This is a genomic window from Sulfuricystis thermophila (assembly GCF_004323595.1).
GTDB classification, from domain to species: Bacteria; Pseudomonadota; Gammaproteobacteria; order Burkholderiales; family Rhodocyclaceae; genus Sulfuricystis; species Sulfuricystis thermophila.
Genome location: NZ_AP019373.1, coordinates 2617587 through 2631337 on the forward strand (window position 1 = coordinate 2617587; position 13751 = coordinate 2631337).

Sequence of the window (13751 nt, forward strand, 5' to 3'; positions counted from 1 at the left end):
AGAGGCATGTGGGTGGCAGGCATATAATTTTGTTTTTCAGATGTTCCGGCCGCCATGCAAGAGAAATATCTCCCCGCCGAAATCGAAAAAGCCGCCCAGGCCCACTGGGCAGCCACCCGCGCCTTCAACGTCGCGCCCGATCCCGCCAAGCCCAAGTATTACTGCCTGTCGATGTTTCCCTATCCCTCGGGGAAACTGCACATGGGCCATGTGAGGAACTACACGATCGGCGACGTGCTGGCGCGCTGGCACAAGATGCGCGGCTTCAACGTCTTGCAGCCGATGGGCTGGGATGCGTTCGGATTGCCCGCCGAGAACGCGGCGATCCAGAACAAGGTACCGCCGGCCAAGTGGACCTACGACAACATCGCCTACATGAAAAAGCAGCTCCAGTCGCTTGGCTTCGGCCTCGACTGGGAGCGGGAGCTCGCCACCTGCAAGCCCGAGTATTACAAGTGGAACCAGTGGCTGTTCCTGCGCATGTTGGAGCGCGGCATCGCCTACAAGAAGACCCAGATCGTCAACTGGGATCCGGTCGATCAAACGGTGCTCGCCAACGAGCAGGTGATCGACGGCCGCGGCTGGCGTACCGGTGCGCTGGTCGAGAAGCGTGAGATTCCCGGCTACTACCTCGCGATCACGAAATACGCCGACGAACTCCTGGCCGATCTGGAAAAGCTGCCGGGCTGGCCGGAGCGGGTGAAGCTGATGCAGGCGAATTGGATCGGCAAGTCGACAGGCGTGCGCTTCGCCTTTCCCTACACGCTCGACGGTAAAGAGGAGAAGCTCTGGGTCTATACGACACGCGCCGACACGATCATGGGCGTGACCTTCGTCGCCGTGGCTGCCGAACATCCGCTGGCCGCCTATGCGGCCCAGAACAATCCGCAGCTTGCCGCCTTCGTCGAGGAATGCAAGCGCGGCTCGGTCATGGAAGCCGATCTCGCCACGATGGAGAAGAAGGGCATGCCCACCGGCCTTTTCGTCACTCATCCGCTGACGGGCGAGAAGGTCGAGGTCTGGGTCGGCAACTACGTGCTGATGGGCTATGGCGAAGGCGCGGTGATGGCCGTACCGGCGCATGACGAGCGCGACTTTGCCTTCGCCAAGAAATACGGCCTGCCGATCAAGCAAGTGATTGCCGTTCCCGCCAAGACGTTCTCGCTCGATGCATGGCAGGAGTGGTATGCCGACAAAGAGCACGGTGTCTGCATCAACTCGGGCAAATACGACGGCCTGGGCTACCAGACCGCGGTCGATGCGATTGCCGCCGATCTTGCCGCCAAGGGCCTTGGCGAAAAGACGACCCAATACCGGCTACGCGACTGGGGCATTTCAAGACAGAGATACTGGGGCTGTCCGATCCCGATCATCCATTGTGAGACCTGCGGCGACGTGCCGGTGCCGGATGAACAGTTGCCCGTCGTGCTGCCCGAGGACTGCGTGCCCGATGGTTCCGGCAACCCGCTCAACAAACGCGAGGATTTCCTCGCCTGTACCTGTCCGCAGTGCGGCAAATCGGCCAGGCGCGAGACCGACACGATGGACACTTTCGTCGATTCGTCGTGGTATTACGCACGCTATTGCGTCGACGCCGCGACGCGCGACAAGAACGACCAGATGGTCGATGCAGGCACCGCCTATTGGATGCCGGTCGATCAATACATCGGCGGCATCGAGCACGCGATCCTACACCTGCTCTACTCGCGCTTCTGGAGCAAGGTGATGCGCGATCTCGGCCTCGTGAACTTTGACGAGCCGTTTGCGAACCTGCTCACCCAGGGCATGGTGCTCAACCACATCTTCAGCCGCCGCACCGAGAAGGGGGGTATCGAATATTTCGCGCCCGACGAGGTGGAGCTCAACCGCGACGCGGAAGGGCACGTCATCGGCGCGACGCTCAAGGCCGACGGCTCACCGGTCGATTACGGTGGTGTCGGCACGATGTCGAAGTCGAAGCGCAACGGCGTCGACCCGCAGGCGCTGATCGAGAAATACGGTGCGGATACCGCGCGCTTCTTCATGATGTTCGCCTCGCCGCCCGAGCAGACGCTCGAATGGTCGGACTCCGGCGTCGAGGGGGCCTACCGCTTCCTGCGCCGCGTCTGGGCGTTTGGGGTTCAGGTTTCAGGGTACAGGGTACAGGACACAGAATGCAAAGGAGAGGGGTCGGGGTTGCGCCGGGAGATCCACCTGTTGCTCAAGCAGGCCAACTACGACATGGCGAAGATGCAGTTCAACACCGTGGCGTCCGCCTGCATGAAGATGTTGAATGTGCTGGAGAAAGCGCCGGACGACCCGCACGCCCGCGAGGGCTTCTCGATCCTGCTGCGCCTGCTTTCCCCGATCGCGCCGCACATCACCCATGTGCTGTGGCGCGAACTGGGCTATGGCGCGGACATCCTCGCCGCGCCCTGGCCAGAGCCGCTCGAAGAAGCGCTCGCGCAAGAAGCAGAAGAGCTCGTCTTGCAGATCAACGGCAAGCTGCGGGGCACGATTCGCGTCAAAGTCGGCGCTGACAGGACGGCCATCGAGGCGGCGGCGCTGGCAGCGCCTGAAGCGCAAAAGTTCATGGCAGGCCAGCCGGCGAAGAAAGTCGTCGTCGTCCCTGGCCGGCTGGTTAATATCGTCGTCTGACCATGCGCGCTTTTGCCCTCCTTTTCGTGTTCGTCCTCTCCGCCTGCGGCTTCCAGCTCAGAGGCAGCTACAGCCTGCCTTGGGAAACGCTGGCGATTTCCGGCCTGCCGGAAAACAGCGAACTGTATTTCCAGATCAAGCGCAGCATCGAGTCCGGTTCCCTGACCAAGGTGGTCACCGACGCCAAACAGGCCAAGGCCTCCCTCGTGGTGCTGCGCAACGACCAGCACAAGAGCATCCTCTCGCTCTCGGCGAAGGGCCTGGTGCGCGAATTCCAGCTCACGCGCAGCTTCCTGTACCGCGTCCAGGACGCGCAAGGCAAGGAGATCCAGCCCGCCAGCCAGATCGTCCTGCAACGCGAAATGACCTTCGACGACGAGCGCGTGTTCGCCAAAGAAGCGGAAGAAGCGATCATCTGGCGCGAGATGCAGACCGATCTCGTCCAGCAACTTCTGCGCCGGCTGGCTGCCGGCAGCCGCGCCAGTCAAGGCTGAGAGCCCCATGCAGTTGCGCCCCGAACAACTCGGCGCCCACCTCGCCAAGCAACTGGCGCCGCTGTATGTGCTCCACGGCGACGAGCCGCTGCTGACCACGGAAGCCGGCGATCAGCTGCGCGCCGCAGCCCGCCGGCAGGGTTATACGGAGCGCATGGTGCTCGTCGTCACGCCGTCATTCCGCTGGGACGAACTGTTCCATGCCGCCGGCAACCTGTCGCTGTTCGGCGGCAGAACGCTGATCGACCTGCGCATCCCCTCCGGCAAGCCGGGCCGTGACGGCGGCGAGGCGTTGCAACGCTACGTCCGTGACTTGCCTGCCGAGACGCTGACGCTCGTCACGCTGCCGGAAATGGATTGGCGTGCGAAGAAGGCCGCCTGGTTTTCGGCGCTCGTCGATGCCGGTGTAGCCATCGAATGCAACGCGCCGCCGCTCGCCCGGCTGCCGCAATGGATCAGCGACCGTCTGGCGGCTCAGGGGCAGTCGGCGTCGCGCGAGGCGCTCGAATTCATCGCGCTGCATGTCGAGGGCAATCTCCTCGCCGCGCATCAGGAAATCCAGAAACTCGGACTCCTTTATCCGCCGGGCGAATTGTCGCTGCCGCAGGTGTCCGCCGCGGTGCTGAACGTCGCCCGCTATGACATCGACGACCTGAAGAACGCTCTGCAAACGAAGGATGCCGCACGCTGCGCACGCACGCTCGAGGGTTTGCAGGCCGAAGACGCCGCTGCTCCGCTGGTGCTCTGGGTGCTGGCCAATGAGGCGCGCCAGCGCGCGCATCGCACCGCCCTCTTGCACGCGGCGCGGATCGATCGCATCATCAAGGGCCTGAGCAGAGGCGACCTTTGGGATGAATTCCTACAATTGGCGTTGCGACTCACGAGAGCATGACGATGGATATCAAAAGCTACATGGAAACGCTCGGCCGCCAGGCGCGGGAAGCCTCGCGAGCGATGGCCAAGGCCAGCACCGCGGCGAAGAATGCGGCGCTCTTTGCCATGGCCGCCGACATCCGCGCGCGCCGTGACGCGCTCCTCGCCGCGAACGCCGAGGACGTTCGTGAGGCGAAAGCCAATGGGCTCGACGCCGCGCTGCTCGACCGCCTGACGATCACGGCGAAGAGTGTCGAAGCGATGGCGCAGGGGCTCGAACAGGTCGCGCAGCTGCCCGATCCGATCGGCGAGATCACCGATATGAAATACCGCCCGTCGGGCATCCAGGTCGGCAGGATGCGTGTGCCGCTCGGTGTGGTCGGCATCATTTTTGAGGCGCGCCCGAACGTGACGGCCGATGCCGCGGCGCTGTGCCTGAAATCCGGCAATGCGGCGATCCTCAGAGGCGGCAAGGAAGCGCTCCGCTGCAATCAGGCGATCGCCGCTTGTGTGCGCAAAGGGCTGGCCACCGCCGGCCTGCCGGAGACCGCGGTGCAGGTGGTCGAAACGACGGATCGCGCCGCGGTGGGCTACCTCGTCGCGATGCCCGAATACGTCGATGTCATCGTGCCGCGCGGCGGCAAGGGACTGATCGAGCGCATCAGCAAGGAAGCGCGCGTGCCGGTGATCAAGCATCTGGATGGCAACTGCCACGTCTATATCGACACCGCCGCCGATCCGGAAAAGGCGCTGAAGATTCTGGAGAACGCCAAATGCCAGCGGCTGGGCACCTGCAACACCGCCGAATCCTTGCTGATCGCGCGGCCCGTTGCCGCAGCGCTCCTGCCGCGGCTGGCCGAAATGCTCGTCTCGCATGGCGTCGAGATTCGCGGCTGCTTTGAAACCTGTGCACTCGTGCCGCAGGCGAAACCGGCGACGGAGGAGGATTACTACACCGAATACCTCGCCGCGATCATCTCCTGCAAGGTGGTCGCCGATGTCGATGAGGCGATCGCCCACATCAACCAGTATTCGTCGGCACATACCGAGGCGATCGTCACCGAGGACTACACGAACGCGATGCGCTTTTTGCGCGAAGTCGATTCGAGCTCGGTGATGGTGAATGCCTCGACGCGCTTCGCCGACGGCTTCGAGTATGGGTTGGGCGCCGAGATCGGCATCTCGACCGACAAATTCCACGCCCGCGGGCCGGTCGGTCTCGAAGGGCTGACTTCGCAGAAGTGGATCGTCTTCGGCAACGGCGAAGTGCGCTCGTGAGCCCGCCCACCCCCAGCCCCGCCCTCTCGGGCGGGGAGCTTTGGTGTGCCGTCCTGCCAGCGCCGAGTTTCAGCCTCGGCATCCGCTGCAACGACGACGTAATCACCGAGATCGTCTATTTCGAACCGCGCCCCGAAATCAAGCCCTCCTCGGCGCTGGCGAAAGAGGCCGTGCGTCAGTTGCGCGCTTATCTGCAAGACCCGCGCTTCGTCTTTTCGCTGCCGCTAAAGCCTTCCGGCACGACCTTCCAGCGCCGGGTCTGGGCCGGCATCGCGGCCATCCCCCTAGGTGCGACACAGACCTATGGCGAGCTGGCGAACATCCTCGGCAGCAGCCCGCGTGCGGTGGGCAATGCCTGCGGTGCCAATCCCTATCCAATCGTCATTCCCTGCCATCGCGTCGTCGCCGCAGGCGGCAAGTTGGGCGGCTTCGCCCGCCAACGCGGCGGTTTCCTGCTCGAAGTGAAGCGCTGGCTGCTCGCGCATGAGGGAGCCTGATCGGGCACTCATCGACGAGTTCGTCGACAGCCTGTGGCTCGCCGACGGGCTGGCGAAGAACACCCTCGCCGCCTACCGTTCCGATCTCGCCCTCTTCGCCGCCTGGCTGGATGAGCGCCAGCACACTTTGCTCGATGCGCAGGAAGCGGATATCGACGCCTGGCTCGCCCACCTGCATCGGCGCAGCGAGCGCTTGCGGCCGACGACGCTCAGGCGCTTCCAGGCTTCCTTGCGGCGCTTCTACCGCTGGCTGATCGATCAGGGACGGCGCAGCGACGATCCGCTCCTCAACATCCAGCCGCCGGTGGTCGCCGAGCGCTTTCCCAAGACGCTCTCGGAAAAGAACGTCGAGGCGCTGCTTGCCGCGCCGGATGTCGCCACCCCTTTGGGCTTACGCGACCGCGCCTTGCTCGAATTGCTCTACGCCACCGGGCTGCGTGTCTCGGAGCTCGTCTCCCTCAAGCTCTTCAACCTGAGCCTCGACGACCGCGTCGTGCGCACCTTCGGCAAAGGCGGCAAGGAGCGCCTCGTGCCGCTGGGCGAAGTGGCGGCCGAATGGTTGCAGCGCTGGCTGGCCGAGGGCCGTCCGCAGCTCCTCAAGGGTCGCAGCAGTGACCATCTGTTCGTCACCACGCGCGGCGCCGGCATGACGCGCCAGATGGCCTGGACGCTGATCAAGAAACATGCCGTGGCCGCCGGCATCCCGCGCGAGAAGATCTCGCCGCACGTGCTGCGCCATGCCTTCGCGACACATCTGCTCAATCACGGCGCCGACCTGCGCATCGTGCAGCTGCTCCTCGGGCATGCCGACATCTCGACGACGCAGATCTACACTCACGTCGCGCGCGCACGGCTCAAGGAACTGCATGCGCGGCATCATCCGAGGGGGTGATCAGGTTACGGGTTTCAGGTTTCAGGGTTCAGCAGGAGAAACCTGCACGCTAAAACTCAGTAACCTGTAACCTGTAACCTGAACCCTGAACCCTGGAATCACTCACGCGCCCGCTCGATCTGCACGCCGACGCGTTTGACGCCGCGCGCGATGCCCACCTTGGCGATCGACACCTTGACCCACGGCGCGCGAAACTCGTCGAGCAAGAGAGCGATGACGAATTCGCCCAGCGTCTCCAGCAGGTTGAAGTGGCGAGCGGCGAGCTCGGCGCGGATACGGTCGATCACCGCGGCATAGTCGATGGTCTTGGCGATGTCGTCGTCCTGCGCCGCCTCGTCAGGCACGCCGAAGGTGAGCGAGAGCTCCAGCGTCTGCGGCGCGACGCGTTCGCGCGCATAGATGCCGACATGCGCCTCGACGCGCATCTCCTCGATGAAGATGAAGTCCATATCGGGTTACTGGTTTCAGGGTACAGGGTACAGGGTACAACAGGAGAAACCTGCACGCTAAAACTCTGTAACCTGTAACCCGTAACCTGAAACCCGTAACCTGAAACCTGAAAATGGAAACCCTCGTCCTTTACCTAATCCTCGGCTACCTGATCGGCTCACTGCCTTTCGCGGTGATCGTCTCGAAAGCCTTCGGCCTGGCCGATCCGCGCCAGCATGGCTCGCGCAATCCCGGCGCCACCAACGTGCTGCGCACCGGTAACAAGACGGCCGCCGCACTGACCTTGCTGGGCGACTCAGCCAAGGGCTGGCTCGCGATGGCCATCGCCGCAAAACTCGGCGCTGGCGGGACGGCACAGGCGCTCGTCGGCCTCGCCGCCTTTCTCGGCCACCTGTTCCCGGTGTTTCTCAAGTTCAAGGGCGGCAAGGGGGTGGCCACCGCACTGGGCGTGCTGATCGGCTTGGATGGCTGGCTCGCGACGGGCGCTGCGCTCGCCTGGCTCGCGACGGCTTTTCTGACCCGCTATTCGTCGCTCGCTGCGCTCTTGGCGGCGTGCGTCGCAATGGCGCTGGCCTTCCTGCGCCACGGCAGCGACGCGGTCTCGCTCGTTATCGTCGCCATGTGCCTGCTCCTGATCTGGCGGCACCGGGCCAACATCCGGCGCCTGATCGAAGGTACGGAAAGCCGTATCGGCAATCGGACTAAGTCGTAGCCAGCGGCCAGCGCGGCTTGACGACAAAAGCGCCGTTGCCCACCGTGGTCTCGGCCAATCCCGCCTGCAGCCGCAGCGCGCCGGCGAAGGCGATCATCGCGCCGTTGTCGGTGCACAGTGCCAGCTCCGGATAGCAGACGCGCACCCCTCTTTCTTTCGCCGCCGTATCGAGCCGTTCCCGCAGCCGCTCGTTGGCGCCCACCCCGCCAGCGACGACCAGGGTGGTAAGACATGCCTGGCGACAGGCCGCCAGCGCTTTCGCCGCCACGACCTCGGTGACGGCTTCCTGGAACTCTGCCGCGAGATCGGCCTTGTCCGCATCGGTGAGCGCTCGCTCGCGCACGGCGGTGAGCACCGCGGTCTTGAGCCCCGAAAAGCTGAACATGAAGTCGCCGCTGGTGAGCATCGGCCGTGGCAGCCTGAATCTGCCTGGGGTGCCGGTTTCGGCGAGCTTCGCGAGCGCCGGGCCGCCGGGGTAACCCAGACCCAGGAGCTGCGCCGTCTTGTCGAAGGCTTCGCCTGCCGCATCGTCGAGCGACTCGCCCATCAGCGCGTAAGCACCCACTCCGGTCACGCGCATGATTTGGGTGTGGCCGCCGGAGACCAGCAGCGCGATGAAGGGGAAGACGGGCGGATCATGCGCCAGCAGCGGCGAGAGCAGGTGGCCCTCGAGGTGATGGATCGGCAGGGCGGGAACGCCCAAAGCGAGCGCGAGACTCGTCGCAAAACTTGCGCCGACGAGCAAAGCGCCGGCCAGTCCCGGTCCCGCCGTGTAAGCGATCGCGTCGATCTCCGTCTTCGCCAGGCCGCTTGCTGCCAGCACCTGCTCGAACAGCGGCACGAGACGCCGAATGTGGTCGCGCGAGGCGAGTTCCGGCACGACGCCGCCGTAATCCTCATGCATCGCCACCTGCGAATGCACCGCATGGGCGAGCAACCCCTGCTGCGTGTCGTAGAGGGCGACGCCGGTTTCGTCGCAGGAAGATTCGATGCCGAGAACCAACATCGTAAAATTTTACTTTGACATCGGCTCGAAAGTCGCTAAAATGCGCGCCTTTCTTCAACCCACACCCATAAAAGGTAAGCCTGCATGCCCGGTATTCGCGTCAAGGAAAACGAGCCCTTCGAGGTCGCCATCCGCCGTTTCAAGCGCACCATCGAAAAGGCCGGCACTCTCACCGAACTGCGTTCGCGCGAGTTCTACGAGAAGCCTACCGCCGAGCGCAAGCGCAAGCTGTCTGCCGCCATCAAGCGCCATCACAAGCGCATCCGCAGCCAGCTTCTGCCGCCCAAGCTTTACTGATCCGCCCCGATTCCAGCGAATACCGTCCCAGCCGCGAGGTGGGGCGGTTTTTGTGTTTGTGGAGAAACCGATGAGCCTGAGAGAGCGTATCACCGAAGACATGAAGTCCGCGCTGAAGGCGAAGGACACCGCACGCCTCGCCGCGATCCGCCTGCTCATCGCAGCGATCAAGCAGAAGGAAGTGGATGAGCGGATCGTCCTCGACGACGCCGGGGTGGTCGGGGTCATCGAGAAGATGATCAAGCAGCGCAAGGACTCGATCGCCCAGTACGAGGCCGCCAAGCGCCAGGATCTCGCCGACGCCGAGAAGTTCGAGGTCGAAGTCCTGTCGGCCTACATGCCGCAGCCATTGTCGGCCGACGAAGTCGAGGCCATCGTCGCCCAGGCGATCGCCGAGTCAGGCGCCAAGGCGATGACCGAGATGGGCAAGGTGATGGCGCTCGTCAAACCCAAGATCGCCGGCCGCGCCGACATGGGCGAAGTGTCGAAGCTGGTGAAAGCCAAACTCGCCGGCGCATAATGGCCGGGTGATACCGGAAAGCTTCATCCAGGAACTGCTCTCCCGCGTCGATATCGTCGACGTCATCGAGCGTTACATCCCGCTCAAGAAGGCCGGTGCCAATTACCAGGCCTGCTGTCCGTTCCATACGGAGAAGACTCCTTCTTTCACGGTCAGCCCGACGAAGCAGTTCTACCACTGCTTCGGCTGCGGCGCACACGGCAGCGCGATCGGTTTTCTGATGCAATACAGCGGCCTCACCTTCGTCGAGGCCGTCGAGGAGCTCGCCGGCTCGATCGGTTTGCCCGTCCCGCGCGAGGTGAGCGCCCGCTCGCAGGAAAAGACGCGCCAGCAGCCGCTCACCGAGCGCATGGCGCGTGCAGCACGCTTCTACAAGGAGCAGCTCAAGGCCAGCCCCAAAGCCATAGATTACCTGAAAGGGCGGGGGCTCACCGGCGAGATCGCCGCGAAATACGGCCTCGGTTACGCGCCCGACGACTGGCAGGGGCTGGCGCGCGTCTTCGCCGATTATGCCGATCCGGCGATGGTCGAATGCGGGCTCGTCATCGAGAACGAACATGGCCGGCGCTACGACCGCTTCCGTGACCGTATCATGTTCCCGATCCAGGATGCGCGCGGCAATGTGATCGGTTTTGGCGGCCGTGTGCTCGGCCAGGGCGAACCGAAATATCTCAATTCGCCCGAGACGCCGCTGTTCCACAAGGGCGAGGAACTCTACGGCCTGCCCCAGGCGCGCGCGGCCATTCGCAACGACGATCGCGTCATCGTCGTCGAAGGCTACATGGATGTCGTCGCGCTGGCGCAGTTTGGCATCGGCAATGCGGTGGCTACCCTCGGCACGGCAACCACGCCAGTGCATGTCAGAAAGCTGCTCAGGCTTGCAGACAAGGTGGTGTTCTGCTTCGATGGCGATGCGGCCGGGCGCAAGGCGGCCTGGCGCGCGCTGGAAGCCAGCCTCGAGGTGCTGGCAGACGGCAAGTTGATCGGTTTTCTGTTCCTGCCGGCCGAGCACGACCCGGACAGCTTCGTCCGCGCCGAAGGAGCAGAGATCTTCCGCCGGCTGGCCGCCCAGCCGACGACCCTGACCGAATTCCTCATGCGCGAGCTGAAATCCGACGTCGATCTCACCACGCCCGAAGGGCGCGCCCGTCTCGTCCATGAAGCGAAACCCTTCCTGAGCAAACTCGCCGCCCCACTCTTGCGTCTGCAGCTGACCCGTGCGCTGGCCGAAGCTGCGCAGCTGTCGGCGACCGAAATCGAATCGCTGTGCGGCTTGAAACCGATACCGCGCGGTCGACCGGCACCGCCGCAAACGCGCCAACGGCCTCAACCCGCGACGCTCGAGCGCACGCTACTCCTGACCGTATTGCGCCGCCCGGAGCGCGCCGCGCGCCTGCCGCCCGAATTGATCTGCCGCGACAGCGCCGAAGGGAAGGCTTTATGGGCGATCGTCACCGCGATCGAACAGGCCGCCCTGCCGGCAGGAAATCTCGGCCTGCTGCTTGAACATTTCCGCGACAGCCCCCATGAATCGATCATCGCGTCGCTGGCGGCGGAAAGCGAAACCGCCGCCAGCGACGAAGGGGAGCTCGAAGCGGTTTTCGCCGATGCCGTCGAGCAGCTGCACCGTCGCGCGCTCTCCCGACAGATCGACCAGCTGACGGCCAAGGCCCGCGCCGGAACGCTCGGCCCGGAAGAGCGTCGCCGTCTCGCGGAGCTCCTTGCGCTCAAAAGGTCTTGATCTATAAAGTGTATAATTTGATGTTTTTCCGCGCCTGAAGTCGAACCATGTCCAAATCCGCCGCGAAGCAGACCAAGACGCCTACCCGCAAAACTGTCGTGAAATCCGTCAGCAAACCGACCAAGGCCAGCGGGCAATCTGCTGCGAAAAAAGTGGCCAAACCCATCGCTGCCGCAAAGCCCGTGCTGAAAAAAGCCGCGCCCGCCGCGGCAAAGCCCACCGCCAAGCCGGTGAAAAAGGCTACGCCCATGGCCCACGAGGTCGCTGAAAAAGCCAAGAAAAAAGCCGCTCAATTCAAGGAGCAGGACAGTCCGGTCGTCGACAGCGCCGCCGCGCAGGCAAAAGAGCAAAACGAGGCTGCCGTCGCACCTTCTCCCGCAGCCAGTGTCACCCTGGAATCCCCTGCCTCCGCCAAGCTTTCGGCCAAGGCCAAGAAGCTGCGCGACAAGCAGATGCTGGCCGCATTCGAACAGGCCCAGCCGACCATCGCCGATCTCGAATCGCGCCGCACGCGCCTGAAGACGCTGATCACGCTCGGCAAGGAGCGCGGTTATCTGACCTATGCCGAGATCAACGACCATCTGCCGGACGACATCGTCGATGCCGAGCAGATCGAGTCGATCATCAGCACCTTCAACGACATGGGCATCCAGGTCTATGACCAGCCGCCCGCCCCGGAAGAAATTTTGCTCGCCGAGCAGACCGCCGCACCGGTCGATGCCGACGAAGCCGAGGAAGAAGCCGAACAGGCGCTTTCTTCCGTCGATTCCGAGTTCGGCCGCACCACCGACCCGGTGCGCATGTACATGCGCGAAATGGGTACGGTGGAATTGCTGACGCGCGAAGGCGAAATCGAGATCGCCAAACGCATCGAGGAAGGCTTGCGCCACATGGTGCAGGCGATTTCCGCCTGTCCGACGACGATCGCCGAGATTCTCGAAATGGCCGACAAGGTGGCCAAGGACGAGATGCGCATCGACGAGCTGGTCGATGGCCTGATCGACCCGAACGCCCCGGCCGCGGATCTCGAAGCCGAAGGGGCGGCCGACCTGGCCGAAGACCTCGGCGAAGAGCTCGACATCGACGACGAGGAAGCCGCCCAGGCGCGTGTCTCCGCCTCGCTGCTGCAACTCAAGCAAGACGCCCTGGAACGCTTCGCGGTGATCCATCAGCTCTATGGCAAATTGATGCAGACGCTGGCCAAGAAGGGCTCGCAGGACAAGGCTTACCTGAAGATCCAGAAGCAGATCTCGGACGAGCTGATGAACATCCGTTTCACCGCACGCACCATCGAGCGCCTGTGCGATTCGGTGCGCGGCATGGTCGAGGCGGTGAGGAACCACGAACGCAAGATCCTGCACCTTTGCGTGGACAAGGCGCACATGCCACGCAACCATTTCATCAAGGTTTTCCCCGGCAACGAGACCAACATGGAGTGGCTCAAGACCGAGGTGCAATCGAAGCAGCCCTATGCGGCGGCACTGATGCGCGCCGCGCCAGCGATCCTCGAAGAACAGCAAAAGCTCATCGATCTGCAGAACCGCATCGGCATCCCGCTCAAGGAGCTCAAAGAGATCAACAAGCAGATGTCGACGGGCGAAGCGAAGGCACGCCGTGCCAAACGCGAAATGACCGAAGCCAACCTGCGCCTGGTGATCTCGATCGCCAAGAAGTACACCAACCGCGGCCTGCAGTTCCTCGACCTGATCCAGGAAGGCAACATCGGCCTGATGAAGGCGGTAGACAAATTCGAATACCGCCGCGGCTACAAGTTCTCGACCTATGCGACCTGGTGGATCCGTCAGGCGATCACGCGCTCGATCGCCGATCAGGCGCGCACCATCCGTATCCCGGTGCATATGATCGAGACGATCAACAAGATGAACCGCATCAGCCGTCAGATCCTGCAGGAAACCGGGCAGGAACCGGATCCGGCCACCCTCGCGGAAAAGATGGACATGCCCGAGGACAAAATCCGCAAGATCCTCAAGATCAGCAAAGAGCCGATCTCGATGGAGACGCCGATCGGCGACGACGACGATTCCCATCTGGGCGATTTCATCGAGGACACGACGACGCTGGCACCGGCCGACGCCGCGTTGTATGCCTCCTTGCGCGAGATCACCAAGGAGGTGCTCGACAGCCTGACGCCGCGCGAGGCCAAGGTGTTGCGTATGCGTTTCGGCATCGAGATGAACACCGACCACACGCTCGAAGAGGTTGGCAAGCAGTTCGACGTCACGCGCGAGCGCATCCGTCAGATCGAGGCGAAGGCGTTGCGCAAGCTCCGTCACCCGTCGCGCTCCGAGAAGCTCAGAAGCTTCCTCGACGGCGCGGAGTAATGCCTCCCCTTT

The 13751-nt window shown here is 63.6% G+C and carries 13 protein-coding genes; 11 read left to right on the forward strand and 2 right to left on the reverse strand.

Translation table 11 applies throughout. From position 1 onward, the window contains the following. Nucleotides 1-54 precede the first annotated feature (54 nt). The 6 genes from leuS to xerD are packed head-to-tail and all read left to right on the forward strand — an operon-like array spanning nucleotide 55 to nucleotide 6671. Nucleotides 55-2637: a leucine--tRNA ligase gene (leuS, locus tag M52SOB_RS13190; protein WP_131112232.1), complete on the forward strand. Its 2583-nt coding sequence runs from the start codon at nucleotides 55-57 to the stop codon at nucleotides 2635-2637. Nucleotides 2638-2639: 2 nt separating this feature from the next. Then, the gene (locus M52SOB_RS13195; protein ID WP_131112233.1) at nucleotides 2640-3131 is read left to right on the forward strand and encodes an LPS-assembly lipoprotein LptE; all 492 of its coding nucleotides are present in this window, start codon (nucleotides 2640-2642) and stop codon (nucleotides 3129-3131) included. A 7-nt stretch (nucleotides 3132-3138) separates the two neighbouring features. Next, nucleotides 3139-4023 carry a DNA polymerase III subunit delta gene (gene holA / locus M52SOB_RS13200; RefSeq protein WP_131112234.1) on the forward strand — a complete coding sequence of 295 codons (885 nt, stop codon included), beginning with the start codon at nucleotides 3139-3141 and terminating at the stop codon, nucleotides 4021-4023. Between the two features lie 2 nt (nucleotides 4024-4025). Further along, nucleotides 4026-5282 carry a glutamate-5-semialdehyde dehydrogenase gene (locus tag M52SOB_RS13205; protein ID WP_131112235.1) on the forward strand — a complete coding sequence of 419 codons (1257 nt, stop codon included), beginning with the start codon at nucleotides 4026-4028 and terminating at the stop codon, nucleotides 5280-5282. Further along, nucleotides 5279-5779 carry a methylated-DNA--[protein]-cysteine S-methyltransferase gene (locus M52SOB_RS13210; RefSeq protein WP_131112236.1) on the forward strand — a complete coding sequence of 167 codons (501 nt, stop codon included), beginning with the start codon at nucleotides 5279-5281 and terminating at the stop codon, nucleotides 5777-5779. Before M52SOB_RS13205 ends, M52SOB_RS13210 begins: the two co-directional genes overlap by 4 nt. Further along, nucleotides 5766-6671 (forward strand): site-specific tyrosine recombinase XerD, encoded by a 906-nt coding sequence (xerD, locus tag M52SOB_RS13215; protein ID WP_131112237.1) that lies wholly within the window; start codon nucleotides 5766-5768, stop codon nucleotides 6669-6671. Before M52SOB_RS13210 ends, xerD begins: the two co-directional genes overlap by 14 nt. A gap of 98 nt (nucleotides 6672-6769) precedes the next feature. On the opposite strand, the gene M52SOB_RS13220 is transcribed toward xerD, so the two are convergent. After that, entirely contained in the window at nucleotides 6770-7120 is a 351-nt protein-coding gene (locus M52SOB_RS13220; RefSeq protein ID WP_131112238.1) for a dihydroneopterin aldolase, read from the reverse strand. A gap of 113 nt (nucleotides 7121-7233) precedes the next feature. On the opposite strand from M52SOB_RS13220, the gene plsY reads away from it, so the two are divergent. After that, nucleotides 7234-7833, forward strand: a complete 600-nt coding sequence (gene plsY, locus M52SOB_RS13225) for a glycerol-3-phosphate 1-O-acyltransferase PlsY (RefSeq protein WP_131112239.1) — start codon at nucleotides 7234-7236, stop codon at nucleotides 7831-7833. Here the strand turns inward: plsY and tsaD are convergent. After that, nucleotides 7823-8839 carry a tRNA (adenosine(37)-N6)-threonylcarbamoyltransferase complex transferase subunit TsaD gene (gene tsaD, locus M52SOB_RS13230; protein WP_131112240.1) on the reverse strand — a complete coding sequence of 339 codons (1017 nt, stop codon included), beginning with the start codon at nucleotides 8837-8839 and terminating at the stop codon, nucleotides 7823-7825. The genes plsY and tsaD overlap by 11 nt on opposite strands. Before the next feature lie 84 nt (nucleotides 8840-8923). Between tsaD and rpsU the strand changes: the two genes are divergently transcribed. The 4 genes from rpsU to rpoD all read left to right on the forward strand — a co-directional run bounded on the left by rpsU (nucleotide 8924) and on the right by rpoD (nucleotide 13739). Beyond that, nucleotides 8924-9136 carry a 30S ribosomal protein S21 gene (rpsU, locus tag M52SOB_RS13235; RefSeq protein ID WP_131112241.1) on the forward strand — a complete coding sequence of 71 codons (213 nt, stop codon included), beginning with the start codon at nucleotides 8924-8926 and terminating at the stop codon, nucleotides 9134-9136. 70 nt (nucleotides 9137-9206) lie between these two features. Then, nucleotides 9207-9656 (forward strand): GatB/YqeY domain-containing protein, encoded by a 450-nt coding sequence (locus M52SOB_RS13240; protein WP_131112242.1) that lies wholly within the window; start codon nucleotides 9207-9209, stop codon nucleotides 9654-9656. 7 nt (nucleotides 9657-9663) lie between these two features. Then, nucleotides 9664-11397 (forward strand): DNA primase, encoded by a 1734-nt coding sequence (dnaG, locus tag M52SOB_RS13245; protein WP_131112243.1) that lies wholly within the window; start codon nucleotides 9664-9666, stop codon nucleotides 11395-11397. Between the two features lie 452 nt (nucleotides 11398-11849). Then, nucleotides 11850-13739, forward strand: a complete 1890-nt coding sequence (gene rpoD, locus M52SOB_RS13255; protein WP_131112554.1) for an RNA polymerase sigma factor RpoD — start codon at nucleotides 11850-11852, stop codon at nucleotides 13737-13739. The last annotated feature ends 12 nt before the right edge of the window (nucleotides 13740-13751 follow it).

Excerpts from the sequence above, each read along its gene's own strand:
- leuS (WP_131112232.1), top strand. The coding sequence starts at position 55 with ATGCAAGAGAAATATCTCCCCGCCGAAATCGAAAAAGCCGCCCAGGCC.
- M52SOB_RS13195 (WP_131112233.1), top strand. The coding sequence starts at position 2,640 with ATGCGCGCTTTTGCCCTCCTTTTCGTGTTCGTCCTCTCCGCCTGCGGC.
- holA (WP_131112234.1), top strand. The coding sequence starts at position 3,139 with ATGCAGTTGCGCCCCGAACAACTCGGCGCCCACCTCGCCAAGCAACTG.
- M52SOB_RS13205 (WP_131112235.1), top strand. The coding sequence starts at position 4,026 with ATGGATATCAAAAGCTACATGGAAACGCTCGGCCGCCAGGCGCGGGAA.
- xerD (WP_131112237.1), top strand. The coding sequence starts at position 5,766 with ATGAGGGAGCCTGATCGGGCACTCATCGACGAGTTCGTCGACAGCCTG.
- M52SOB_RS13220 (WP_131112238.1), bottom strand. The coding sequence starts at position 7,120 with ATGGACTTCATCTTCATCGAGGAGATGCGCGTCGAGGCGCATGTCGGC.
- plsY (WP_131112239.1), top strand. The coding sequence starts at position 7,234 with ATGGAAACCCTCGTCCTTTACCTAATCCTCGGCTACCTGATCGGCTCA.
- tsaD (WP_131112240.1), bottom strand. The coding sequence starts at position 8,839 with ATGTTGGTTCTCGGCATCGAATCTTCCTGCGACGAAACCGGCGTCGCC.
- rpsU (WP_131112241.1), top strand. The coding sequence starts at position 8,924 with ATGCCCGGTATTCGCGTCAAGGAAAACGAGCCCTTCGAGGTCGCCATC.
- M52SOB_RS13240 (WP_131112242.1), top strand. The coding sequence starts at position 9,207 with ATGAGCCTGAGAGAGCGTATCACCGAAGACATGAAGTCCGCGCTGAAG.
- rpoD (WP_131112554.1), top strand. The coding sequence starts at position 11,850 with ATGCTGGCCGCATTCGAACAGGCCCAGCCGACCATCGCCGATCTCGAA.